The following is a 26,685-nucleotide window of genomic DNA, read 5'->3' as shown; positions in this document are numbered from 1 at the left end:
ATTTTCCTCCGGTTTTTTCGATTTATCCAGACTCTATCAAAAATGGTCCGATTGAAATAAAGCTAATACACATCACCTGACTTTGGTGCGGCTTTCATGTAAAATCACAGGCAATTTTTATATAACGCTTTGTGAGTTATTTCATGGGTTTTAATTGTGGTATTGTAGGCCTGCCGAACGTTGGTAAATCTACGCTTTTCAATGCATTAACTAAAGCTGCTATTGCTGCAGAGAACTTCCCATTCTGTACCATTGAGCCCAATACAGGTATCGTGCCTGTACCGGACATGCGTTTAGACAAGCTTGCTGAAATTGTAAAACCACAACGCGTTATTCCAACTACGATGGAATTTGTGGACATCGCAGGTCTGGTGGCAGGCGCATCGAAAGGTGAAGGTCTGGGTAACCAGTTCTTGGCCAATATCCGTGAAACGGATGCAATTGCACATGTGGTTCGCTGTTTTGAAGATGAAAATGTCATTCATGTGAATGGTAAAATTGATCCTTTAGATGATATTGCGACCATTAATACCGAACTGGCCCTAGCTGACCTGGAAACGGTGACCAAAGCTGTAACCCGTCTGGCCAAGTCTGCAAAAGGCGGCGATAAAGAAGCCGTTGCGACCAAAACCGTACTTGAGAAAATCCTGCCTTTGCTAGATGAAGGCAAGCCTGCCCGTGCTGCCGATCTGGATGATGATGAACGTAAACTGGTTCGTGGTTTTGGTTTATTGACATTAAAACCTACCATGTATATTGCCAACGTGGCTGAGGATGGTTTTGAAAACAACCCGCACCTGGATGCAGTACGTGAACTGGCAAGTACGGAAAATGCAATTGTAGTGCCTTTGTGCAACCAGATTGAAGCTGAAATATCACTGCTTGAAGATGAAGACCGCAATGAGTTCCTTGAAGCACTGGGTATGGAAGAACCTGGATTAAACGTGGTTATTCGCGCAGGTTATGCTTTGCTTGGCTTGCAGACTTATTTCACGGCAGGCGTACAGGAAGTTCGTGCCTGGACTGTAAAAGTAGGTGCAACTGCTCCTCAGGCCGCAGGTGTGATCCATACAGACTTTGAAAAAGGTTTCATCCGTGCTGAATGTATTGCTTATGATGATTTCGTACAGTACAACGGCGAAGCAGGTGCCAAAGAAGCAGGTAAATGGCGTCTGGAAGGTAAAACCTATATCGTTCAGGATGGTGATGTTCTACATTTCCGTTTTAACGTGTAATTGATTTTTAAGCTTAAGTTTTTCATTGTTTTTAATTAAAACCCCTTTCGAGGGGGTTTTTTATGGCGTGAAGAAAATATCTTGCACAGCAGGCTGCTACCTGGGCAAAGACTTAACGCACCGCAACACTAATGATAATAATTCTCATTGTATTTTATGGGATTCAGACGTATTTTATTTCTTAGTCCAATCCGCAACCCGGTGACACTGAGGAACAATAAAATGAGCTATGTACTTCCGCCACTGCCCTATGCTTATGATGCACTTGAACCTCATCTTGATGCCAAAACCATGGAGATCCATCACAACCAGCATCATCAGACTTATATCAATAATATTAACGCGGGTATTGCAAGTACAGAATGGGAAGATTTATCTGTTGAAACACTGGTAACAAAATTCAATCAAGTACCAGAACCTTTAAAAAACAATGTCATTAATAATGCGGGCGGTCATGTCAACCACTCTTTGTTTTGGAGCATCATGACTCCTGAAGGCTGTGGTCATCCCCAAGGGGAAATTGCACAAGCTATTGATACAGAACTAGGCGGTTTTGAAGCTTTTAAAAAGGCTTTGACCAAAGCTGCACTGACACGTTTCAGCAGTGGCTGGGCATGGCTAAGTGTGGCACCGGATAAAACAATCATTATTGAAAGCAGTGCCAATCAGGATTCTCCACTGATGCAGGGCAATATCCCTATTCTTGGACTGGATGTCTGGGAACATGCTTATTACTTGAAATACCAAAACCGCCGTCCTGAATATATTGCTGCTTTTCTGAATGTCATAAACTGGAAAGAAGTGAATCGCCGCTATCTTGAAGCCCTAAACACGCCTTAATCTGGAAGGAAGATAGAGAATGACTACTCGCCGTACTCGAATCAAACGGATTATTGGCAGCTCTCTGCTGCTTTGCAGCGTGTGGGTGATTTTGTTTGAATATCTTCCCGGATCATTGTTTTAAAAACCAAACGATCTGTCGCTTAAATGATATATCTCCAGCACAGTTAACAACACTACAATAGCAGCATATTGAATAATCAAGCTAAGGATAAATATCATGAAGGCTTTTTTACATCCGAGTGAAAACCGTGGTCATGTGAAAATGGATTGGCTGGAGTCTAAACACAGCTTCTCCTTTGGTAACTGGTATAATCCGAAATATATGGGCGTTAGTGTATTACGTGTTATCAATGATGACCTGATTAATGCTCATCAGGGTTTTGGTCAGCATCCACATGACAATATGGAAATTCTGACCTGTGTTTTAAAAGGTACCATTACCCACAAGGACAGTATGGGCAATCATGGCGGAATTTCTGCTGGTGAGTGGCAGCTGATGAGTGCCGGCACAGGTGTACGTCATAGTGAGATGAACCAGGGCGATGAGCAGGTGCATTTATTGCAGATCTGGATTGTGCCTAATGAACGGAATGCCGAACCCAGCTATCAACAAATTAAATGTGATCCGCACGAGCAGCCCAACCAATGGCATTTGATTTGTGGACCAAATGACAATGCCCCTATGCATATCCGCCAGAATACTGAAGTCAAAACTGCAGTGATTCACAAAGGACAAATTCTGGAGATTGAAGCAACACAGCAGGTGAATTATGTACATGTGATTTCCGGTTCAGTCCAGATTGCAGAACATATTGTAGCGGCTGGTGGTGCAATTGCTTTCACAGAAGCAAGTCAGATTAAGGCGCTGGAGGATGCTCAAGTGATCTGGTTTGATTTGCCAGAAGCCAACAACTAGCCCCCTACTCGGCTCAAAGAATATGGTGAGTGATTCAGGTGATCAGTCACCATTTTTAAAAATGGTAATCAGGTGTAGGTATTAAGATTTAAACTGCCTATATGGCAGTGAACTGTCCTTCGGATCGTGAGGCTGAGGTCAATATTTTCTAAGCTGCCTATATGGCAGTGAACACTGGCTTCTACAAATAAATGGGTAGATTTAGTTTCTAAGCTGCCTATATGGCAGTGAACAGGTAGGTGACCAATCATGCCGATGGTGTCACTTTCTAAGCTGCCTATATGGCAGTGAACCTATTGCTATACGTGCGTTTGGTATTAATACATTTCTAAGCTGCCTATATGGCAGTGAACATTGTAAATTTTGAAGATAAACGCCTTTGTGCTTTCTAAGCTGCCTATATGGCAGTGAACTACCAGTCATTCGCTTCAATCTCTGCCCGGTTTTTCTAAGCTGCCTATATGGCAGTGAACACAAAACCGAATCATCGGCAAGTAAAGCTGGTTTTTCTAAGCTGCCTATATGGCAGTGAACATCTAGTGATAAAATTGAAGGCTGGCCGTCTATTTCTAAGCTGCCTATATGGCAGTGAACCTGAACGCTTAGGTGAGTCTATGGAAAAAGTATTTCTAAGCTGCCTATATGGCAGTGAACGTTCAGATCCCATGTGAAGAGCATGGCCCCCATTTCTAAGCTGCCTATATGGCAGTGAACTTTAGGATTGCCCATTTCAATGTTCTTCATAGTTTCTAAGCTGCCTATATGGCAGTGAACATTCCCAGCTACTAGACAATATTTTTCATCCTTTTCTAAGCTGCCTATATGGCAGTGAACAATTTGTTTTTGTGGCTGCACCGACTCGATCATTTCTAAGCTGCCTATATGGCAGTGAACATGGCTATAGTCGAAAGGCTAAACCGCTTACATTTCTAAGCTGCCTATATGGCAGTGAACTCACGAGGGCAACAAGGTCACACATTTACGTATTTCTAAGCTGCCTATATGGCAGTGAACTGGGATACGTTTGAAAAAGCTTCTGGCGTAGATTTCTAAGCTGCCTATATGGCAGTGAACAAAAGCCGGAGCCAAAAAACAAGCCTGTCACTGTTTCTAAGCTGCCTATATGGCAGTGAACTTCGCGCTCTTTCGCATTCGTTTCGCGCTGCTTTTCTAAGCTGCCTATATGGCAGTGAACTTTGTACGGGAATTTCCAGATATACACTGTTATTTCTAAGCTGCCTATATGGCAGTGAACCACGATGAATAACAGGTATTGTTTCTTTCAATTTTCTAAGCTGCCTATATGGCAGTGAACTTTCTGTTCCGTTTAGTCCTTTATTTATGTATTTTCTAAGCTGCCTATATGGCAGTGAACGCCTTGCAGAATGGATTAAAAACCATATATCTTTTCTAAGCTGCCTATATGGCAGTGAACTCAGTCACGTAAACGTGCAATGATGTTTGGTTTTTCTAAGCTGCCTATATGGCAGTGAACAATACATTTTATCAGAATGTTACTCAAGAGCTTTTCTAAGCTGCCTATATGGCAGTGAACTTAAATTGGCTATATCAAAAAACCCTGCACAATTTCTAAGCTGCCTATATGGCAGTGAACATTGTTCAAGTAAGCCGCGCATACGTGAACTATTTCTAAGCTGCCTATATGGCAGTGAACATTTCTAAATGATCCGAATTTTCATGATATGTTTTCTAAGCTGCCTATATGGCAGTGAACAGATTAACAATGATGGCTCAATTAATTTAGATTTTCTAAGCTGCCTATATGGCAGTGAACTCGAGCTATGAAGACGATGATCCACTTGAGGATTTCTAAGCTGCCTATATGGCAGTGAACTCCACCATCAGAAAAGCCGTTTTTAATTGAATTTTCTAAGCTGCCTATATGGCAGTGAACCGTTAGACTTATCCACCCCAATTGTTGTACATTTTCTAAGCTGCCTATATGGCAGTGAACGATTTGTACTTTTCAGATCTGCCGAGCTTCAATTTCTAAGCTGCCTATATGGCAGTGAACATTCTATTGTTTTGTAGCTGCCCCAAAGTAATTTTCTAAGCTGCCTATATGGCAGTGAACAAATGTACGCAAGATAAAAAAAGCGCCATATATTTATAAGCTGCCTATATGGCAGTGAACTGCACTTAATCGCTATGGAAAGTCTACCAAAATTTCTAAGCTGCCTATATGGCAGTGAACGCATTACGCAGCCTTATTTGTTTTTGATTAACTTTCTAAGCTGCCTATATGGCAGTGAACTTCGTGAAGCGCCTATTCACATCGTTATTAAATTTCTAAGCTGCCTATATGGCAGTGAACGTCAGTATTATCTGGCTTAAAATTCAGGTTTATTTCTAAGCTGCCTATATGGCAGTGAACTTGCGTACTTAGCATAAGAGGCAGTCCAGACTTTTCTAAGCTGCCTATATGGCAGTGAACAGATTCGGGCTTACTATTTTCAGACTTTTTACTTTCTAAGCTGCCTATATGGCAGTGAACGGCCCTATTACAACTTGAACCAACTGTTATTTTTTCTAAGCTGCCTATATGGCAGTGAACGTTAAAGCACCAAAAACAAAGGCTCGAAGAAGTTTCTAAGCTGCCTATATGGCAGTGAACTAACTAAAATTGATTGTCCAAGCTGTAATAAATTTCTAAGCTGCCTATATGGCAGTGAACTACAAGCATCTTTGCAAGGCTTACAAGTTAAATTTCTAAGCTGCCTATATGGCAGTGAACAGTTCACCTTTTAAAGCATCAATACCTTTTAATTTCTAAGCTGCCTATATGGCAGTGAACTATCAGAAAATCACGCTCAAGCACGTTTTATTTTTCTAAGCTGCCTATATGGCAGTGAACTTTTGCATTTATTGGCGTTTTTAGCCCTGTTTTTTCTAAGCTGCCTATATGGCAGTGAACTCGTGTCGCCACCTAAACCAGACAATGAGAACTTTCTAAGCTGCCTATATGGCAGTGAACAATTAGTTTGGTTAAATTGCTTAACATCATAATTTTCTAAGCTGCCTATATGGCAGTGAACCATCTTCTCTTAACACAACGAGAAGAACAGCATTTCTAAGCTGCCTATATGGCAGTGAACCAGTTCAAGCGACCAGGACTAATATAGGTCAATTTCTAAGCTGCCTATATGGCAGTGAACGCAACTTGTATCTAGTTGCGGAGGTTGCAGAATTTCTAAGCTGCCTATATGGCAGTGAACATCGCTCAGAAGCATATAGCGATATGACAAAATTTCTAAGCTGCCTATATGGCAGTGAACGTTCTTTTGATATACGCTCCAAATTCAAAGAATTTCTAAGCTGCCTATATGGCAGTGAACGCATGATTGGATTTTGTGTGATTTGATCTGTATTTCTAAGCTGCCTATATGGCAGTGAACAATCCATACTATGTTAATTCTGTTATGGATCATTTCTAAGCTGCCTATATGGCAGTGAACGTGTGACATTGCTTCCATTTGCCCCTCAATTTTTTCTAAGCTGCCTATATGGCAGTGAACCTTTTTCGCTCTTTTAATTTATGCAAAAGAATTTTCTAAGCTGCCTATATGGCAGTGAACAAGATGAAGCCAAAGCAGTAGCTAAAGCAGCATTTCTAAGCTGCCTATATGGCAGTGAACATGCAAGGTTTTCATTATGTTTTCATTAAGCTTTTCTAAGCTGCCTATATGGCAGTGAACTAGCGTTCTTTATTGGTCTAGTGCTTTTATTTTTTCTAAGCTGCCTATATGGCAGTGAACGTTAAAGCACCAAAAACAAAGGCTCGAAGAAGTTTCTAAGCTGCCTATATGGCAGTGAACCAACTAGCAAAACAAGACCCAGCTAAGTATAATTTCTAAGCTGCCTATATGGCAGTGAACAAAAGATTTAATGATGCTGTAGATGTTCTGGATTTCTAAGCTGCCTATATGGCAGTGAACTTCGTATTGTGAAAGTTGGCCCAGCAACTACTTTTCTAAGCTGCCTATATGGCAGTGAACCTGCTGCTTGCAGTTGATCATATGCGGTGTTTTTTCTAAGCTGCCTATATGGCAGTGAACTAGCATCATTTTCAGCGATATAGTAAGACAATTTTCTAAGCTGCCTATATGGCAGTGAACTTCATCTGCGGAACGTCTGGCATGTTGAGATATTTCTAAGCTGCCTATATGGCAGTGAACAATAAACGTGAAAGTAAACAAGGTGTTCACATTTTCTAAGCTGCCTATATGGCAGTGAACTAAAAGTAAATACAGTATTCGACTTTATGAATTTTTCTAAGCTGCCTATATGGCAGTGAACTATACAATGATGTTAAAAACAAAAACATTAATTTTCTAAGCTGCCTATATGGCAGTGAACGCTTGATTTAATCCAACAAAGTGCGTCGTCATTTTCTAAGCTGCCTATATGGCAGTGAACGTTTGGGTGTTTTTCCCGCTTGTTTTCAAACATTTCTAAGCTGCCTATATGGCAGTGAACCTAACAGGCTTGTTACGAGTCCGGCATCTGTATTTCTAAGCTGCCTATATGGCAGTGAACAATTTTGCATGATAGACACGGCCATCCAGCTATTTCTAAGCTGCCTATATGGCAGTGAACTATTCCACTGAAGATCATTTGACTGTGCAAAATTTCTAAGCTGCCTATATGGCAGTGAACAAAGGACTAATAACGTAGTCACTACCAATCAATTTCTAAGCTGCCTATATGGCAGTGAACAGTAGTTGTATAGGTTGGTTAAGTTGCATGTTTTTCTAAGCTGCCTATATGGCAGTGAACTTAAAAAAGCGGCTGTGCCACCCGTTGAAATTTTTCTAAGCTGCCTATATGGCAGTGAACCGAAGATTTTTCCGATAGTGCGGAACCGGGTTTTTCTAAGCTGCCTATATGGCAGTGAACATTTTTATCATTCACGATATTAAGGAAATCTTTTTCTAAGCTGCCTATATGGCAGTGAACTATCTCCTAGCACCGCTGCCCCGACGTTAGTATTTCTAAGCTGCCTATATGGCAGTGAACATTCTATGGCCGTGCTTTAGAGTTCCAATTAATTTCTAAGCTGCCTATATGGCAGTGAACCAGCGGATCGCAAAGCGTGAGGCTTATATTTTTTTCTAAGCTGCCTATATGGCAGTGAACGGACGACGAAGAATTATTTGAGCTGTTAGATCTTTCTAAGCTGCCTATATGGCAGTGAACACTTACACAGCAAGCGAGGAAAATTTAACAATTTTCTAAGCTGCCTATATGGCAGTGAACCGCAATCTGGCCCACTAAAATAGATAGTAAGTTTTCTAAGCTGCCTATATGGCAGTGAACGGCGTTTGGTGTTTAAATAAGTCTAATTTTATTTTCTAAGCTGCCTATATGGCAGTGAACCAACGACAGGGGACGCATATAAGCCCGTTAAATTTCTAAGCTGCCTATATGGCAGTGAACAGAGCAAGGGACAGCCCCGTGGTTGAAGCCTTTTTCTAAGCTGCCTATATGGCAGTGAACCTAATTTTGGTGTATCCCCCGGCCATAGTTCATTTCTAAGCTGCCTATATGGCAGTGAACAGTAATTTTACAGCAAAAAATAAAGTTATAACAGCAAGTTAACCCTTTAAATCCACAAAAGACCCAAGTTTTAACCTACCGCTATAACTTATTGATTTTATTAAGCTGTTAAAGAGTGAAAAAATATTGGGTTAAAATTCGGGTACAGATGACACCGAACTTAAACCATAAGTACTAAAAACCTGAGTTTCAGATTTTTCAGCAGGCCGCTTTTCAATAAATAATTTAAACCGCTTCTTATCCTGTTCATTAGAAGTGCTTAGGCTGAGCATTTGAATATAAGGTAAATCCGTAGTCGTGATAAATTTTTGATAATGCGCTAAAGCGTTTTCATAAATATAACGTCCTTTATTTGCCTCATGACGTGCCAAGCGTTCAGCATTGGTTTTAACCTGTTTACGACTATATATTGCGTAGCCCGTCACTTTAGCCTCAGGTACTTCACGAATCGAAGTGACATGCAGATAATCAGTTAAGCGATCCAGCCATTTCGTTAGATCCAGCTTTTCCAAGTCACTTTCAGATTGAGCAAAGAGACGGAATTTATCACCTAAGAATCCAATACTTTTTTCAGCATTAAAGCGATATTGCGGAAATGAAACCCCAATATTCACTTTGTTATCTGTATCTTTAATTTCAGCAAATGCAATATGTATTTGTGAATAAAGTCGTGACCATAATTCATAAAGTGAAAAATCATTATTTTTCATCAAGGTCACTTCAATATAATATTTCATTTAAATGACCTCATCGAATATCCGATACATAAGCAAGTCCTTTTTTACCTAAATAAAAAGACGATACACCTGCATTTTCAATCTTTTCTTCTAAGTCTCTTGCCTGATCTTTAGAAATATTCAAATTGATAATAAGCTGGCCGCTTGCCTTACTCAGAATAGATACTACTTCACCTTCGCCCTTCTTCTTTTCTTTAAGTAAATATGGATTACCCCAAATTAACTTTTTGCTACCTGTTGTGTAACGGTCCATAAAATCTTTTTTAGTGAATCCTCGTTTTGAAATACCACTTAAACCACCACTTTTGGTTAAGGCACTTGTGAGATCATACCGTTTAGATAATCGTTCAATTTGCAGATACAAAGCAGAAGCATATAAACTAATTAAAGGTAATTGCTGTTTAGCATTCAGATAATTCACATCATCAAATTTACTTTGTAAAAAATCTAAAGCTTCTTTTACTGCATCAATAACATCAATCGCTTTTTCAGCACTCAGCAACTCAATTTGACTACATACGGTAATCGGATCGAGCTCAATATCTGTCTTAACCTGATATTTGTCATCACAAATAAATTGAGCAACATCATCTAAACTTAACCAAAGAATGCCCCATAATTCAGGAGAATATTCAGATTTAAATGCAGGATCATTCGCCTTAATCATCCCTGTAAATGAATTTTGGTCTGTACTTCCTGAAACATTTCGGATATATGCCATTTCATTACTTATTATCGATTTATCCACAATGTCTTTATCTTGCAGAATTTTTTCAATTTCTGAAAAGTAATATTCTTTATCTTGGCGAGCTTGATAAAGTTTTCGTTGTTCGCCAATTAAGCGGTTTAAAACCCCCATGACTGTATCCTTAGATACATCGCGCTTTTTATAATTTCCAGCTTGTTTCAATGTTGTCATTGATGCAATGAAATTACGCCCTCCTTTGGGTAATGGTTCATTATTTGAACCATCCAAAAAAGAATTACGCCATGAGGATTCATATTCAATAATAATCTGCATCACTCACCTCATTATTGCGCTTCAAAATAAACCGCATAATCATTTTGAGGTTCAGGATTTGCTTGATCAGGATGACGTTTAATCCTCATCATTTTATGACTATCATTGTAATCCACTTCCAAAGTATCTACACACATATAGCCTTTGGCTTGTTTGATGACTAACTCTTGGAGCATATTTAAAGTTTCATTGACGAGAATATCAATTGCTGTGTTATCCAATAAAATTCCGACTTCACCTTCATTAAAAATTGTACCTTTACGTACATAATTTTTATGAAAGATCGCTTTTGGTTCTTGGGTTGGATCTAAACTTTTAATAAAATTTTTCACAGTTTCAGCAATTTTTTCACCTTCGCCTTCCTTGATAATCATTGATGCACGATCAAATTTTTTATCTAAAGAAATAAACTGTAATTGCTCTATACTAATTGAACCATAAGCCTCATATTCAGTATCACCAAATGTAGTTTTAGAGAAAATTGAATTCTCACCACGCTTATATGTTTTTGTTCCATCTGCTTGCGTTATTTCTTCGCTAGAACTCGCATTAGAAAGTTGTTCAAAGTTACCATTACCCAACTGATCAATAAAATCAGTAATTAGCAGTGGACTTGTACGCTTACATTGACTAGATGGCACTACATAACCACGGATTAAACCAGTAATTGAAGCCAAAACATCAATTAAATTTTTGTCTTTGGCATAATGTAAATCAAATGACTGATCACGGAATAAATGATGACGAATACAGTTTTGGCTAATATATAATGGCGTTTCATCAAAATTAATATCAGATGCCTCTTTACGATATTTATAACCAGTTTCTTCTTTGACTTTACCCGACAAATTACTAAATCCACGTAATTTAGGTAATGTATGATTATCTACTGTCTTACCATCATTCCCCGTCAATGATGTTGGACCATTCCAATTCACCACCCCGTAACCATACGCTGTAATTTTAAAATCTACGCTTTTAACACCCGTTACTTTAGCCATGTTAGTTCCCCTCTGGCATTTTTAGTTAAAAAATTAAAACTTATCTAATCTAGTAGTCACTATTTATTTCTCTAATCTTGTATACTTTTATCAGTATTTCACTACTGTATAAGTAGCTTAGAAAATATGAGTTTTACCTATTACGTTCACTGCCATATAGGCAGCTTAAAAATTTTATCTATTGCTCAGAAGCAGATCAAATAGATTTATTGCACAGTGAAAATAAATACTGTCTTTACTAAGATACAATACTCTTTAAAAAAATCAACCATATGAGTTTTAACTATAGTCAACTTTTAATAAAAAAATTCAAAATAGTAAGGTGAAATATTTTCTACCCACTCCCATATTCTAAATAAATACATAATATTCAATGCCTTATATTTTAATCATGGATAAAAAATTCAATTTATCTAATGAAATTGAACCAATCGGTTGTTGATCACATACCGCATAGTAAATCGCGTCAGGATGTCGAACCCCCGTCCCACCCACTTTATTTAAATCATCTTCGATATAACTCAAATACAATGGATAATCTGCATCTCGTGCATAGTTTTCCAATACAGTACAGCGAGCCTGTTGTTTTTTCTCAGGGATGCCTTTCACAGGATGTGTCGAATCAATATTGCCATGTTTTTGTGCAATGAAATTAATCAAGCCTAAATCTTTGATAATATTTAAAGATTCTGTCAGATTATCGTATTCTGTTGTATCATCCAAAGGTGGCGTATATGCATATTCATTTTCAAAAATTGGCTGTTTAAAATCATTTAAGTTCAAAACAGCCAATTGCACAAAACGACTATCACCACGAAGTGAGTTCTTGCTGATTTTTGACTTTCTTTCAGTCGTTTTGGATTTAATAACTTTAGTTGGTTCAGTAACTTTTTTATTCAGTAAATCTATGCTTTTCTTTAAAGCTTTGTCCATATCCTGTATGACAGCAGACTTATCCTTTAACTCTGATTGGTGAGCATAAAATTCTCTGTATAAAGCATACAACTCAACAATCTTAAAGACTTTTCCATTTAAATGATCTTGTAAAAAGTCATACCATGCTTTTGTCGTTTGCAAGCTATTTAATTGATTTAAGAAATAAGCCAATGAACCTTTACAACTGCCTTTCTTTACATTATCTGTAATTGCTACTTGCAACACATTCACTTCATCATTTTCACCAAAACGATCCAAACGCCCCATACGTTGTAGCATATTTTCAGGTGAGGTCATTTCACTCAACATATGTTGACTGCTGATATTTAATGATGCTTGAACAATCGGACCACTTCTTAAAACATCATATTTTTTTGAACCACCCTTTTTAAATGAATCAAATACTTCATCAAACCATTTTTTTTTGTCACTACGCTTATATTTGGAATGGAACAGTACACTGTTTTCATGATTTTTTTGATAAATAAAACCTAATTGTGCTGTTTGAGCAGTATTTGAAATAATAAAGGTTTGATCAGAATAGGGCTGATAAAATGGATTTCCTTCAATCACAGATTCATCGTATTCAATAAAATCAATTTGATAATGACTTTGATTAAATGATGACATTTCAATTACATCATCTTTATGAACTTTTAAAATATTTTCCAAATAATAATAATGCGGTGTAGCAGAAACCAATAAGGTATTTTTTTCATAGCGTTTTCGCATATTTTTATTGGTAATTAATTCTGCAAATAGAAGATTGAAAATCTCCATGCCTATATATTCATGGTATTCATCAAATACTACATGTGCATCCATGAATGGTAATAAACTATTTACATTGGTATGCGTCACAATCGAACCTAAAATTTGATCAATCGTCGTAACAACAACATCTCCTGAAAAAGGTTTTGGTTCATTGATAATCTTGCCATTTTCATAGATATACTTAAATTCACCTGTCAAAATTTCTAATTTTGCATCAGGTAAATAATCCTGTGTCAGTTCTTCAAAAATCCCCTGACAAACTTGCACACGTGGACACACCCAAATAATTTTCTTAGCATTTTTAAGTTTTGCCCATTCCAATGCAATTTTTGTTTTACCACAACCTGCTGGACCTGCAAGTACTGCAATATCACGTAAATCCGCAAGTGCTTGCGCAACTTGATTTTGTTTTTGTGTTCTTTCACTATCAGGGAATTTCATTGCTACATTTTCTAAATGAACGTGTAAGTCCGACAAAATTTCCTGATCATCTAACAGTTCATCCAAGCGTTTTTCAGCAATATAATCTATTAAATCCTGAGCAGTCTGTTGTGAAACCAAACGATCCGCACTGATGACGCAGGCACGTAATAGGTTATGTTGTGCATTAGTTTGAATTTTCCCTGTCAATACATCTGTCGAATCTGTCGTTGCATACAATTTAAAATCAGGAAAACTTCGACTTTTAAAAATATATTCAAAATTTTCAATTAAATCAGTATGATTGTCATTATCCCACGGTAGATGCAGTTCTATTAAATCAACTACATTATAATGTTTTGCAATTCCATTCATTCGCTTAATGACATTCGTACTATTTTTAATTAGCAAGGCAAACTGTTCTGCATTTATATTCTTAATTAAATATTCATACGCCTTATAACTGCCTGTAAAATCATCATTTTGACGATACGGCTTCGCATGATGCCAATACAAAACATGTTGAATACTTTCTTTTTGACGATTATTTAAATTTTTACATTGCTGTTCTAACAGATTGAATATCAACAATGAAATTTCATTGTGGCGTGGATGTTTATCAAACGTGAATTTCACATCAATATGCTGACCATCTTCCTCAGGATCTTTTTGCTTCCCTTTTTTTACCCAATCCTGAAAATGAGGGTCTAATTTACCCAAATCATGTAAACAACCTGCCAAAAATGCTACTTTGGACAAGTTTTCAAATTCATCATTGTCTACAACTTTCTTAAATAATTGTTGTGCTAAATAGCCAATTGCAAATGAATGCTCAGCCAAAGGTTGTAAGTGTGTATTTGCGTAAAATTCGTCTTTCTTTGCTTTCATTGTCATCACATCCATAAATACTTCTTTTTGAGTGCTATTCACAGGGACGATCCCCTCTGAATTAAACTTATTCCGATTCCCTACGATCCACAACAGCTCACTTCTACGTCGCCCGCGTATCCAATGACAACTCACCGCAGTGCTTTTGGTCACGGTTTTACGCAGCAACTTTTTTACGGCAATCAAACCATCTTCAGTGATAACCGTTTGCCAAGTGTTATCCCCTATTCGGTCTGCAAAGGCATCTAAAACACGGCGTGTACGTGGAATGGCTTTCTTTTCACATTGGGAAATAAAGGTCACAATCATTCTTCATCTCCATTTTTAGAAGATAAAGCAGCTAATTTCACCTGATCAAACATCCAATCCAAGCAGCGATGCTCTGTAAATTTCTGCAATAACTGCTGTCTAAACTCTTGCTCAGTCATCTTCTCCTTGGCACAGATAAAAGCATAAGGCAGAACGACCGCATCCTTAACCAAATCCGCCACATCAAACACCAAAGCACCACGGCGGGTTTTTCCATGCATCACCGCAAAACCATGTGGAATACCTAAAACCCAAAGTGTTGTTGCTGCGAGTCCATAGGCCAAGTAATTGCCATGATTGAGGAAATCATTGGCTAAATCCCCCTGTTCCGGATTGCGGCTAAAATCTTTTAAGCCTGTACGTGTTGCCGCAATTTTATAAAGCTGTTTGGTCATGGTCGCTTCGGTCAACAAGAGGTCGCCGACTTTATTTAAATGCGGTATTTTCTTCTCAAAACCTGTCAGTGCCTGCTGAATATCCAGATCATCCAGATAAAAACCTTCGGCTTTTAAATCACGGTCTTTGTCCCAAACTTTTCTGATAAATTCAATCCGAGCCTGCTGAAACTGCTTGGCAACTTCTAAACGTTTTGCATCATCAAACCAGAATTGCATCCAGCCTTGCATGTATTCGGTTGGGCGATATTCACTTTGCGGCGTCATCCATTCAATTTCACAGCCCATAAATAAAGGTGTACCGCCTCCGCCACAAAACCCAACCAGAACACCTGCACTGGCCAGCATACGCATCGCGGCCTGGGTAATTGATGTTCCCGTTCCCAGCATAATGACCGTGGTATTGGCGATCGGAATATTCCAGTACTGGTTTTCATTTTTGGCTTCTGTCAAATACAGGACCCGACCATCTTTTTGCATGACCCGGGCATGTTCCAGGTAGTACACATTCGCGCGTTTGGAATGCAAGATGGCTTTAAGATCTGAAGGATTAAGTTGTTCCATTTTCTATTATTCTTGGTATCAAGTTAAGATCAATATAATGAGATTTATCAACAAATTCGAGCCTAATTTCAAGTTAGGCGACATTTTATGTCTCTTATTCGTCTCTATAGAAATACAGTTTTAAGCCATCTCTTGGAATGCCTAGCTGTCTTATTCAAAAGGATTGAGCTTAATTTCATGCGAATTGCTCTATCCCCATCCTCTGCTGGATGAACTCTATTGATTAAGCTATCGGTCTTCTGCTTTATTTTTATATCAGAGTTGTTTCACAAATCATTCTTTAATTAACGTAAAGGAAATTCCCTTTCCTTATACGAGTGGGTCAGGGAGAGGCTCTTATAAAGACCCCCTCATCTTCTTGCGGAATATGCTCTTCATTCTAAAGAGAGAGGGAACATTTAATCTCTATTTAAACATGTAATTAGCATTATTATTTTTCGATTGAAGAAAGAGATCTACTGATCAGACATTTATAGAATCAGAACACCTCACTCTGCCATCATGACCATTAAAAAAGTGATTCATTTTTGATAGATATCATCAACCTTTGAATAAATGCTTTTAAAATTAGCTGGTTTTTTCCGTTTGATATGTCACTTCATAATCATTTAAATCTAAATGTTTTAACCGCTGCTTCAATGTTTTTAATGACCATGGCCAAGCCGCAAAATTACGCCCATTGGCATCCAGATAGTAACTCTTACAACCACCTGCATTAAAAACTGTTGTTTTTAAATGTTTTTGTACCAGCTCATTATGTTTTCTGATCACCTCTGGCTTAATGTTCAGTTGACTAATTCCCTGTTGCCTAATTTTAAGCAGACCATCCACAATATAATCCAGTTGTGCTTCTGCCAAACCAATAAATGAATCATAAACCAATACATTCGGCCCCAAGATCAAAAAAGCATTCGGTACATTTTCAATGCTGGTGCCTAAATAAGCTTCTGGTGAATTATGCTTCCACAAATCATGCAAACATTCACCCTTCTCATTGCTAATCCGCTTACCAATCGGTGGATGAGAAACCTCAAAACCTGTTCCCCAAATAATGACATCAACTTCATGGCGTTCACCATTTGCAGATACCACGTGATTGCCTTCTACTTTCACCAAGCCATGTGGAATCAACCGGATATTTGCCTGCTGTAAGGCTGGATAATAATTATTAGCAAATAACAAACGTTTACAGCCAATAGTAAAGTTTGGAGTTACATTTTTGCGTAGTTCAGCATCTTCAATCTGAAAGCGCAGTATCAGTTTGGCCAGTTCACCTACCGGTTTTAATACCGCTGGGTTACGTAGTCCAAAATTAATTGCATTCAGTGACTGGGCCACTGTTTTACGCCACGCTGTCTGAATGAAAGGAAATTTTGCAATCATTGCCTTGCTGAAGTCACCCAACTCCATATCCGGTTTTGGAACCACCCACGGAGCTGTGCGCTGGAAGACATACAGTGCTTTGGCTTTGGGCTGAATTTGGGGCACAAACTGAATGGCCGATGCACCCGTGCCAATTACTGCAATCCGCTTATCTGTCAAATCATATTCATGATTCCATTGCGCTGAATGGAACATCTCACCTTGAAAAGTGTCAAGGCCTTCAAGCTGTGGAGTTTGAGCTTCGGTAATAGGACCTGTGGCAAAAACCACGGTTCTGGATAGGTATTGGCCTTTATTGGTCTTGATTACCCACAAATGACACTGTTTATCCCATGCCGCATTTAACAGTTCAGTTCCAAATTCAATCTTGGCGCGGATCTTAAACTTTTCACTGACTTCTTCCAGATAATTCAGGATTTCAGGTTGACGCGCAAACAGATGACTCCAGTTTGTACTGGGTGCAAATGAATAAGAATATAAAGCCGAGGGCACATCACAGCCACAACCTGGATAAGTGTTTTCACGCCAGGTTCCACCGACCCGGGTCGCCTTTTCAATCATTTTGTAATTGTGATAACCCGCCTGATCAAGGCGAATGGCGGTGGCAATGCCTGAAATACCTGCACCCACAATAAATGTATCGTAAATGTGTGGGGTTAATGCTTTTCTTTTAGCGGTGTCTAATTTTTCTGCTTGAGCTGTCATTTTAAATATCCCTTAACTCTGATATTGACTTGGCTGTCTTGCCAAGCTTTTTATCCTGATCTCCGCACTGACTTTAGGCGTGAACTATTTACATGTCAGACACGCTACTATGTTTATTGATTTAACTTTCAAGTGAAGAGATTTCTTATTCCGCCTCATAGCCCAGATCGCGGAAGGTATTTCCTGTCTCCTACGAAAAAGGCTGGAGATTTTTATCTTTCACTTCATTAACCGGTACAAATTACCCAAAAATTTCGCATATAAATTTGGAGCCATTCGTTTCATTAACCAGAATAATTTGGCATCAAGCTGCGGAATAGTATAAAGCTGGCCTTGATCCAGACGATCCAAAGTCAGTTCCGCGACTTTATTGCTAGTGGTCAAGGCCAGATTAGTCAGGGCATAATCCATAATTCCTTTATGCGGGAGCTTGCCATTTTTAATAATATTGGTCGGCACCAGCGTCGGACAGACGACATTGACTTGGATATTAAACTTTCTCAGCTCGGCAGCCAGTGTTTCCGATAAAGCTCGCACACCGGCTTTAGTGACGTTATAGGCGGTCATTTCTGGAGCGGCGGTATAGGAGGCTGCTGAAGCGACATTAATAATGGCCCCATGTCCTAACTTTTTAAATTTAGGCACAAAATAATGACAACCATGCACCACGCCCCACAAATTTACATCAGTGACCCATTTCCAGTCGTCCAGCGTCACTTCATCAAACTTGCCACCCAAGCCGACCCCTGCATTATTAATCAGCAATGTGGTGGGGTGCTGCATTAACTGCTCGGCCTGATGCGCCAGCTGCTCGACTTGTCTGGCATTACCCACATCACATTTCACGGCAAACGCTTGGGCACCCGAGGCTGTAATCAGCGCAACAGTTTCTTCAGCAGCCTCCAGATTAATATCAGCACACACCACCATACCGCCCCGTTTGGCCAGCTCAAGGGCGAAATTACGGCCAATCCCGCTTCCAGCTCCTGTCACCACGGCAAAGGCATTCTGGCTGGGCTTGATTTTTTTTCTAAATAATTTCATTTTTATTATCCAGCAAATATAGTCTTGAGCAGAATTAGCTTAGGCAGAAGCTGCAGGTACAGGCGGTACAAATTCTTTCAGGAAATAAGGCGTCAACAATCCGGTTTCAGGATGCAATAATCGTTCTTTGTAATAGGCCAGATAGGCTGTCGTATCATGATCATTGGGATGAAAGCTCGGACGCAGATATTCCAGAATATGCACAAAGCTGCTACCAAACACGCCACGCTCACTGCCAAATAACAAGGCTGTGCTTTCTAGCACGTCTTTCATATAACGCGGATTTATCAAATTGCTGGGTTTACGTACAAATGGCATGAGATAACCGCCAAGCGACACCCCGCCCAGAATGGTTAAGCTTGCCAGTAAAAAACCGGTAATTCGTAGCCAGTAATTACCTGATAATTCCAGAAACACATCATAAGCAATATCTTTATGTTCGGATTCTTCCAGCATATGCCACATCCACATGGCACGCTGTCTTTCATCCTGTGAACCCAGCAGATATGCCTCGTGCTGCATCATAAACTCGGCTAGAACCGCCGTATAATGTTCAATGCCGGCCATTAAGGAAAGCTGTAAAGAATGGGGCAGTTTGTAGATGCCATAATCAAACACTTTTGCAGCGATGGCGCGCAACAACTCGACGGGATAGCCATTTTCTTTTAAAACTTCATCATTAAACTGATTATGAATTTTGGAATGAATGGCCTCTTGTCCAATCAGGGAGGTGAGCCTCTGTTTCAACACCGGATCATCAATAAAATCCCGATGATGACGTGCAGTTGCAATCACTACATCTTCACCAAAAGTCAAAAAAATTGACAAGGCATGAAAATAAGAAGAGGCTAATTCTTTATTAAGGAAAAGCCGCTTATCTAGCTCTGCCGGATTAAATTTAAAATCAAAGTGACGAATCGGAATGGGAGATTTATCGACAATATTTTGAACAATTCCCTGATATTTCGTACTTAATTTTTCTGTAAAAACGTTTCTAATAATTTGAGTGACCATAGTTTAATCCCTATAGAGAGAATAAAAAATCCAAAACCAGCACCTAAGTTGAAGCGTAAAATTGTTTATAAGGTTGTTTCTGCAATTTTACTGAATACCATCCTTCAAACCTCAAGCCAGATCGTGCCGCATTCTTCCTGAAAAAGTTTAAAGGGGTGCCTGAATTCCTAACAGCATAGTGCACTGATAAAATATGACCAGAACCAAACTGCCCATATCACTATGAACTTTTTTGCCAATTCTCGTGATTAACATCTGCCTTACAGATGTGGCTTAGAAGCCGACCTCTGGATTTATTTTCTATGGCACAGCAAGTGCATATTGGATGGCAATGCAGACTCTAATTCAGAGGATGGATTTACTTACTTCCAGGGATAAAATTAAAAAGTTATTTAAAAAAAAATCCTTGATTGCAAATATTAAAAAACACATAGCTCTGCCCTGATGTACCAGTGACAGTTAAAAAGATGGGGGCAATACCTCAGCATACCTAAGAATGGTGCTACAAAATATTAGCTCGGAGATTAAAGGATTCTGAAAGACGGTTAGCTCAAGTCGAAACCTTAACAAAAGTTTAGATGGTAAAATATAAATTCTCCTTGATCTTCGCCTAAAACAAAAAATGGATATTAAAACAATATCCATTTTTTAATGCCTGACTTAACTGATCAAGGCTTTTCACCTTGAGCCAATCGTTGCTCAATCTCATTTAGCACAGCAGGCAAGTCTGCAATACTGTCAATGACATAATGCGCTCCTGAAGCATGCATTTTTGCATAAGCTTTTTCTTTTAGACTGACCTGTTCAGACTCAGGCAGTGCCTCCCATTCTTCATAGCTCAGACCAACCTCATTGCCACTCACGGCCAAGCCTACCGTCCAGCATCCCCCATTTAAGCCCTCATGAATACCCACGACGGTATCATCCACTTTCACCACTGTTTTAATATCCAGAACATCCAGTTCAATCAGGTTTTTCCATAACATTTCTGGATACGGACGACCATGTTTCACATCACTGGCAGTAATAATGCAATCAGGCACATAACCTTGTTGCGCTGCATCTTTTACCAACTCAGTAATCATCATGCTGGCATAACCGGTATTGCTGCCGATTTTTGCTCCACGTGCGCGAATATCTGCAAATGTTTCCAGTGCGCCCGGAATCAGCTGTGAACATTGCGGAATGGCTTTTAACTGATAAGGAATAAAGTCCTGATATAAACGGTCAATATCGGCGATGGTCACTTCTGCCCCATGTGCCTGCTTCCATGCAGCTGCCACACGCGGCATGGCTAACACAGCTGCAATATGATCGCGTTTCTCCAAACCCATCGGCGCACGTGCTTCTTCAATCGTGATTGCAACCTGATTATCTGCAAACAAGGCCATGAAAGCTAAAATTGGAGCACGTGAGCCAAAATCGACTGTGGTTCCAGCCCAGTCGAAAATAACTGCTTGCAAAGTATTAGATGAAATTGTCATGAGTCTTTCCTTAAAAAAAATTAAATATAAATCAATAAAAATAAGCTAAATTATTTCTGGCAGTAGACTGAGATTGCAGCCAGTAAACGTTGAATGTCTTCCAGATAAACCTCGCCAATATTGCCAATCCGGAAACAGTTCAAATCGGTAACTTTGCCGGGATAGATGACAAAACCCGCCTGTTTTAAATTCTCATATAGCTCCTGAAAGCTAAAGTCGGCCGTATTTGGATACATAAATGTAGTAATGATCGGCGATTGTGGAATATCAGTATCAAGTACCAGTTTAAAACCAAGTTTTTGCATGCCATCGGCAAGACATTTTTGATTATTCACATAACGCTGATAACGGGCTTCAACCCCGCCTTCCTGCTCCAGTTCCAGTAAAGCCTGATAAAATGCACGTACCACATGTGTAGGTGAAGTAAAACGCCATTTACCATCATGCTGTTCCATGGTGTTCCATTGATCGTAAAGATCCAGACTTACTGAACGCGCCTGACCTTTGCAGGCTTGTAATTGTTCACGTTTTGCCAGAATAAAACCAAAACCGGGCACACCCTGAATACACTTATTGGCACTTGAAATTAAAAAGTCGATTTCAAGCTTTGCAATGTCCATCGGCACCCCTCCGAATGAACTCATCGCATCGACAATCCAGACTTTACCGGCAGCTTTCACAAGACGGCCAATCTCTTCAATAGGATTGAGCAAGCCCGTCGTAGTCTCACAATGCACACAAGACACATGAGTAATACTTGAATCGCTTAATGCCCTTTCAATATCACTTAAATCGGGAATTTGAGTCTCTGGATAAGCCAGCTCAACCACTTCAATATTTAAGCAACGTGCCATCTGCACCATGCGGGCACCATAGGCCCCATTATTAATAATTAAGATTTTGCCATTTTTAGGCAGGGCTGAACCCAATACGGCTTCTACAGAAAAACTGCCACTTCCCTGCATCAGCACGGCGCTGTAAAGTTCTGTTTCTGAGGTCGCCAAAGCCACTAAACGCTGGCGAATATCTTGCACCAGACCATTATATTCTTTGTCCCAGGTACACCAGTCACGCTGCATTACCCGGCGCACGGCTGGAGAAGTCGACAATGGCCCAGGAGTAAGCAGTAAATATTCGTTTTCTAGTTCAACATGCGCGTTCATTCATCAATTCCTTACTGAGATTTTCACTTTAATTACAATCAATATAGCGCAATCTGGTTTAAACCAGATTACAGAATATGGTTTTTTAATACTTCTTGCATAAAACCTGCACCTGTAGTCATCCCCTTGCCTGCAATAGCACTTATCAAGTAAATATTCGGTTCCGCTTCGGTTACACAGGCCAGCTCTTGAGGATGTGTGAGGTAATAACCATTCCAGCGAGACTCAATGGCTGGAAGTTTCAAACCTATTTTTTCTTTACAATATTTAAGAATAAATTGATTGATTTCTTCACGTTGATTAAATTGTGGTGCATCTTGAATGGCATGATATTCATGACTGTCGCCTAAAATAATCTGTCCAAATTCATTTTGTTTGATCAAAATATGAATTCCGTAGTCCTTGACCAGACCTTGCTGCGATTCTTCTTTTAATGCTTGATGACTGGGGCAAATTTCAAAAGCAGGATAACGGGAGATAGATAAACCCGAATAAATCGATGCTTTCAGATCATGCGCCAAAGGCTGAGTCAGGGCCATTTGTAAAGCACAGCGCTGCAGCCCCAAGTGCTGCAAGAGTTCCGGATATAAAATTTGTGTCGTTTCACCATGACAGATCAAGACTTTTTCTGCGCGATAATGCTATCCTGAAGCCAGCTGGATTTCAGCATGTCCACGGTGATAACGAGTGCGTACTACACAGGTCTTACAATAGATTTCAATACCCAGTTGCTTGGCATATTGCAATAAACGATGTCCTACCAGATGTGGTTCAACCGAATAATCTTCCTGAAATATTAAGGCACCGCTGATGTTGGCGCTGTGGTCCAGGTAACCATAACGTTCAAACACTTGTGTGCGGCTCAATAGTTCGACCGGAATCTGGTAATCCGGTGCAGCTTGAGCAAACTCATTCAGCACTTGCCATTCCAAAGCGGTATTGGCCAGATATAAACCATCGCGCTGCTGAAATGAAATATCATGCTGCGCTTGAATGCGCTGATAAAACTTGCGGGTTTCGAGTGCGTATTGGCGCCATTTTGCATCCGGACGGCTTAAGGTTGACGTGCCGACCATGCCAAAGTTCCGTCGGGTGGCTCCCACGGGTTGGGCATCTTTTTCAAAAAGCTGAACTTTCAACCCCTGTTCAGCCGCCTGAATGGCTGCTGACAGTCCTAAAATACCGGCGCCGACAATAATTAAATCTGTTTTTGCTGTGTTCATCGAAGGTTTCCATGCCTTTTCAAGTTTTTCAGGATGAAGAATCCTAAACCTTGTTAAAAAGCGTTCAAAAAATGAGTATTCATTAAGGTTTAAAACAAATTAAAAGGATGAAAAATAGAGCTCTTTTCTCACCTAATGCTGATGCTCGCGCCAGCGCTGACTCGACTTCATCATTTTCCGGGTGAACAGCCAGTGCAACAGCTTGACTACACAGGACGTCACTAAAATCAAAATGCTCATGGCAACCGCTGCCACGGTATCCCCGGCATCATCCATATTCAGCACGGCCACCGAAGCCAAATTGGTATCCGGTGAGTAAAGGAAAATGGCCGCTGAAACCGTCGTCATGGCATTGACAAAGATATAGACCGACACATCACATAACGCAGGAAAGGTTAAAGGCAAATAGACTTTGTAAAACATTTTCCAATTTGAGGCTCCCAGACTTTGCGCGGCATGATCCAGTTGGGTCGGAATCTGTTTAATGGCATTGCTCAAGGTTAAATGCGGCACGGTGTAGTAATGGATAATGGTCGAAATCACTAATAAGGTTAATGAGCCATATAGCACCGACATGGGATTTTCAGGCTGATTAAAAAACAGGATATAGGCTATCCCGAGTACCAGCCCAGGTACAGCCAATGGTAATAAAACCAGCATCTGCACATAATTTTTAATCACAGGATGGGCTTTAAAACGCTCGGTAAATAAAGCAATGATGAAAATCAGTATCGTACCGGCCAGTGTGCTCCAAAGTGCCAGCTGAATGGAGTTGAAATAACTGGACCAGCCACCGCCATCCACGTAGTCGAAGCGGTAATGGTTCAGCGTCAGCGAAAGATCGTACGGCCAATAGCGGATAAAAGAAGCCAAGATTGCAGTGATCACAATTAATAAAATACTGCCTGCAATCACGCTGCAAAATATGGTCAGCAGCTTTTCCAGACGCGGATTGTTCTTGATACGATAAGGCTGGATCTGGAAGCTCTGGAAGCGTGCCTGACGACGGCTTTGATAGCGGTCAAAAATAAAGGCCATCACAGCAGGACAAAGCAGCAGAATAGAAATTACTGCCCCCATATTCATATTTTGCTGGCCAATAATTTGCTTATAAACATCCAAAGCCATCATATTGAACGAGCCACCAATTACCTTGGGAATACCAAAATCGGTAATCACATAAGTAAATGCCACCAGACAGGCACTGACCAGTCCGTAACGAATGGCAGGTAAAGTGACCGCCCAATGCGTCTGCCAACTGTTTTTACCTAAAACGTGAGAAGCTTCAATTAAACGCTGGTCAATATTGCGAAAGGAGGCCATCATCAGCATAACCATGGCAGGAAACAGCCAGAAACAGTAACTAATAAGAATGCCCAAAGGCCCATAAATTTGCATATCTCCCAGCAGACCTTTGAATACCCCCTGCTGTCCGAACAGATAGACCAGAGCCAATGAAGGTAAGAGCGAGGGAGCTAAAATCGGCAAAAATGCCACGGTTTTAAAAAATGCCTTGCCTCGCATATGCGTGTTGGTCAAGGCAAATGCATAGATACTGGCCAAACTCACTGTCACCAGCATCGCCGTACAGGCAATCCAGACGGAGTTGAAGATAGAGGACAACAGAGCTGGATTGGAAAAATAGGCTATAAAATTTTGCAGGCCGACAAACTTCTGATTTTCATCCAAAAATGCGCTTTGCAATAATAATAACAGCGGTACAATGAGGCTTAGGGTCAGTACAATTGCAGCAACGAACAACACTGCACTAGAACGTAATGAATACAATGAAGGTTTGGATTTTTTACTGTTTAAAATGGCTTCTGCGGTTGACTGATTTAACATCTGGCTATTCCTTGCAAGTCAAACACATGTAAAGCCTGAGTCGGGATTTGTAGCCACATGTCATCTGCTAAATTCATGAGTTGCTGATTTTCAATATCAATTTGCAATTGGACTGGCGCAGCCTGTGGGTCATTTTGTTTCAATTCACAAAACAGGCGACGCTTCGCGCCAAGAAATTCCATATTTAAAATACGGACAGCTAAACTAAATTGTCCTTTACGCTCTTCTGGTTTTAGAGCCAATTCAATATTTTCTGGTCTAAATGCAATCTCGAGTTGCTCGCCTGCCGTAAAATTTATACTCGGATGATCCAACTCATATTGCCCGGCAATCTTTAAGCTATGGGTTGAAATTGCTGTGGCCTGAATAAAGTTCATGGTGCCGATAAATTGCGCGACAAAACGGGTTTGTGGCTTATAGTAAATATTGTGCGGAGTATCCAGCTGTTCAATCAGCCCTTTATTCATCACTGCAACACGATCAGAAATACTTAAAGCTTCTTCCTGATCATGAGTGACCATAATTGCAGGTAAATTCAGTTGCTGTTGAATGGCACGGATTTTCTGGCGCAGATTTAAACGCACCAAGGCATCCAAGGCAGACAACGGTTCATCCAGCAACAAAATGTCGGGTTTCGGGGCAATGGCCCGTGCTAGTGCAACACGCTGCTGCTGCCCACCCGACAATTGATTTGGATATTTATCACTAATCTCCGGCAGTTCAATCAGCTGTAATAACTCAGTAATGCGTGTTTGGATTTGTGCCGCTGTCCATTGTTTTTTATGCAGGCCAAAAGCAATATTTTCTGCAACGGTTAAATTTGGAAATAAAGCATAGTTTTGAAACACAATCCCGCATTTGCGTCTGGCAGTATTCAGGTGAGTAATATCGACATGCTGTTTAATAATCCGGCCATAATCGGGCTGTTCCAGACCTGCAATAATACGTAGCAATGTGGTTTTTCCGCAGCCTGAGGGGCCTAAAAAGCTGACAAACTCCCCCGCTTTTAAATCTAAATTGATATGTTCCAATACTTTTGTGTGGGCAAAAGATTTTTGAATATCTACAGCTTCGAGTACCACTTTCGCATTGGCAGTTGGATAGTTTTTTAAAGTTGACAGTAGATGTCCCGCTGACAACTTTTCCCCTGTTGGAGGCAGAGAGTTTTGTAAATAAGTTGGAATTTGCATACTGTACCTAATTCTAAT

General features: G+C 40.0%; 15 protein-coding genes, 1 pseudogene and 1 CRISPR repeat array. Of the genes and pseudogenes, 3 read left to right on the top strand and 13 right to left on the bottom strand.

Features of this window, described 5'->3' with window-relative positions; translation table 11 throughout:
* The first annotated feature begins 143 nt into the window (after nt 1-143).
* The 3 genes from ychF (at nt 144) to E2K74_RS01835 (ending at nt 2,994) form a co-directional block, all read left to right on the top strand.
* Nucleotides 144-1,235, top strand: coding sequence for a redox-regulated ATPase YchF (ychF, locus tag E2K74_RS01845; protein ID WP_151204740.1), 1,092 nt, complete (start codon nt 144-146; stop codon nt 1,233-1,235).
* Between the two features lie 222 nt (nt 1,236-1,457).
* Complete coding sequence (locus E2K74_RS01840) at nt 1,458-2,075, top strand: superoxide dismutase (protein ID WP_151206041.1); 618 nt, start codon at nt 1,458-1,460, stop codon at nt 2,073-2,075.
* Between the two features lie 220 nt (nt 2,076-2,295).
* Nucleotides 2,296-2,994, top strand: a complete 699-nt coding sequence (locus tag E2K74_RS01835) for a pirin family protein (RefSeq protein WP_151206039.1) — start codon at nt 2,296-2,298, stop codon at nt 2,992-2,994.
* Between the two features lie 85 nt (nt 2,995-3,079).
* Nucleotides 3,080-8,571: a CRISPR direct-repeat array (repeat unit 28 nt; unit sequence TTTCTAAGCTGCCTATATGGCAGTGAAC).
* A gap of 131 nt (nt 8,572-8,702) precedes the next feature.
* On the opposite strand, the gene cas6f is transcribed toward E2K74_RS01835, so the two are convergent.
* From cas6f to E2K74_RS01770, 13 genes and pseudogenes are all read right to left on the bottom strand, one after another.
* The gene (cas6f, locus tag E2K74_RS01830) at nt 8,703-9,308 is read right to left on the bottom strand and encodes a type I-F CRISPR-associated endoribonuclease Cas6/Csy4 (RefSeq protein WP_151206037.1); all 606 of its coding nucleotides are present in this window, start codon (nt 9,306-9,308) and stop codon (nt 8,703-8,705) included.
* A gap of 10 nt (nt 9,309-9,318) precedes the next feature.
* Nucleotides 9,319-10,329: a type I-Fv CRISPR-associated protein Cas5fv gene (gene cas5fv / locus E2K74_RS01825; protein WP_151206035.1), complete on the bottom strand. Its 1,011-nt coding sequence runs from the start codon at nt 10,327-10,329 to the stop codon at nt 9,319-9,321.
* Between the two features lie 11 nt (nt 10,330-10,340).
* Nucleotides 10,341-11,330, bottom strand: coding sequence for a type I-Fv CRISPR-associated protein Cas7fv (cas7fv, locus tag E2K74_RS01820; protein ID WP_151206033.1), 990 nt, complete (start codon nt 11,328-11,330; stop codon nt 10,341-10,343).
* 378 nt (nt 11,331-11,708) lie between these two features.
* Nucleotides 11,709-14,657: a CRISPR-associated endonuclease Cas3'' gene (locus tag E2K74_RS01815; protein ID WP_151206031.1), complete on the bottom strand. Its 2,949-nt coding sequence runs from the start codon at nt 14,655-14,657 to the stop codon at nt 11,709-11,711.
* Entirely contained in the window at nt 14,654-15,616 is a 963-nt protein-coding gene (gene cas1f / locus E2K74_RS01810; RefSeq protein ID WP_151206029.1) for a type I-F CRISPR-associated endonuclease Cas1f, read from the bottom strand. Before cas1f ends, E2K74_RS01815 begins: the two co-directional genes overlap by 4 nt.
* A 567-nt stretch (nt 15,617-16,183) precedes the next feature.
* A complete protein-coding gene (locus tag E2K74_RS01805; RefSeq protein ID WP_151206027.1) occupies nt 16,184-17,704 on the bottom strand; it encodes a flavin-containing monooxygenase in 1,521 nt (506 codons plus the stop codon).
* 219 nt (nt 17,705-17,923) lie between these two features.
* A complete protein-coding gene (locus tag E2K74_RS01800; protein WP_151206025.1) occupies nt 17,924-18,748 on the bottom strand; it encodes an SDR family NAD(P)-dependent oxidoreductase in 825 nt (274 codons plus the stop codon).
* 39 nt (nt 18,749-18,787) lie between these two features.
* Nucleotides 18,788-19,762 carry a metal-dependent hydrolase gene (locus E2K74_RS01795; protein ID WP_151206023.1) on the bottom strand — a complete coding sequence of 325 codons (975 nt, stop codon included), beginning with the start codon at nt 19,760-19,762 and terminating at the stop codon, nt 18,788-18,790.
* A 668-nt stretch (nt 19,763-20,430) separates the two neighbouring features.
* Complete coding sequence (phnX, locus tag E2K74_RS01790) at nt 20,431-21,246, bottom strand: phosphonoacetaldehyde hydrolase (protein WP_151206021.1); 816 nt, start codon at nt 21,244-21,246, stop codon at nt 20,431-20,433.
* 50 nt (nt 21,247-21,296) lie between these two features.
* Nucleotides 21,297-22,409 carry a 2-aminoethylphosphonate--pyruvate transaminase gene (gene phnW, locus E2K74_RS01785; protein WP_151206019.1) on the bottom strand — a complete coding sequence of 371 codons (1,113 nt, stop codon included), beginning with the start codon at nt 22,407-22,409 and terminating at the stop codon, nt 21,297-21,299.
* Nucleotides 22,410-22,477: 68 nt separating this feature from the next.
* Nucleotides 22,478-23,632: pseudogene (locus E2K74_RS01780) on the bottom strand (TIGR03364 family FAD-dependent oxidoreductase).
* Nucleotides 23,633-23,764: 132 nt separating this feature from the next.
* Entirely contained in the window at nt 23,765-25,477 is a 1,713-nt protein-coding gene (locus E2K74_RS01775; RefSeq protein ID WP_151206016.1) for a putative 2-aminoethylphosphonate ABC transporter permease subunit, read from the bottom strand.
* Nucleotides 25,471-26,667: an ABC transporter ATP-binding protein gene (locus E2K74_RS01770; RefSeq protein WP_151206014.1), complete on the bottom strand. Its 1,197-nt coding sequence runs from the start codon at nt 26,665-26,667 to the stop codon at nt 25,471-25,473. Before E2K74_RS01770 ends, E2K74_RS01775 begins: the two co-directional genes overlap by 7 nt.
* Nucleotides 26,668-26,685: the final 18 nt, after the last annotated feature.

The sequence above is a fragment of the Acinetobacter sp. RF15B genome (assembly GCF_007558235.1).
Lineage (GTDB): Bacteria > Pseudomonadota > Gammaproteobacteria > Pseudomonadales > Moraxellaceae > Acinetobacter > Acinetobacter lwoffii_C.
The sequence above is the reverse complement of the archived record's forward strand: the minus strand, read 5'-3'. Positions and strand labels throughout refer to the sequence as shown.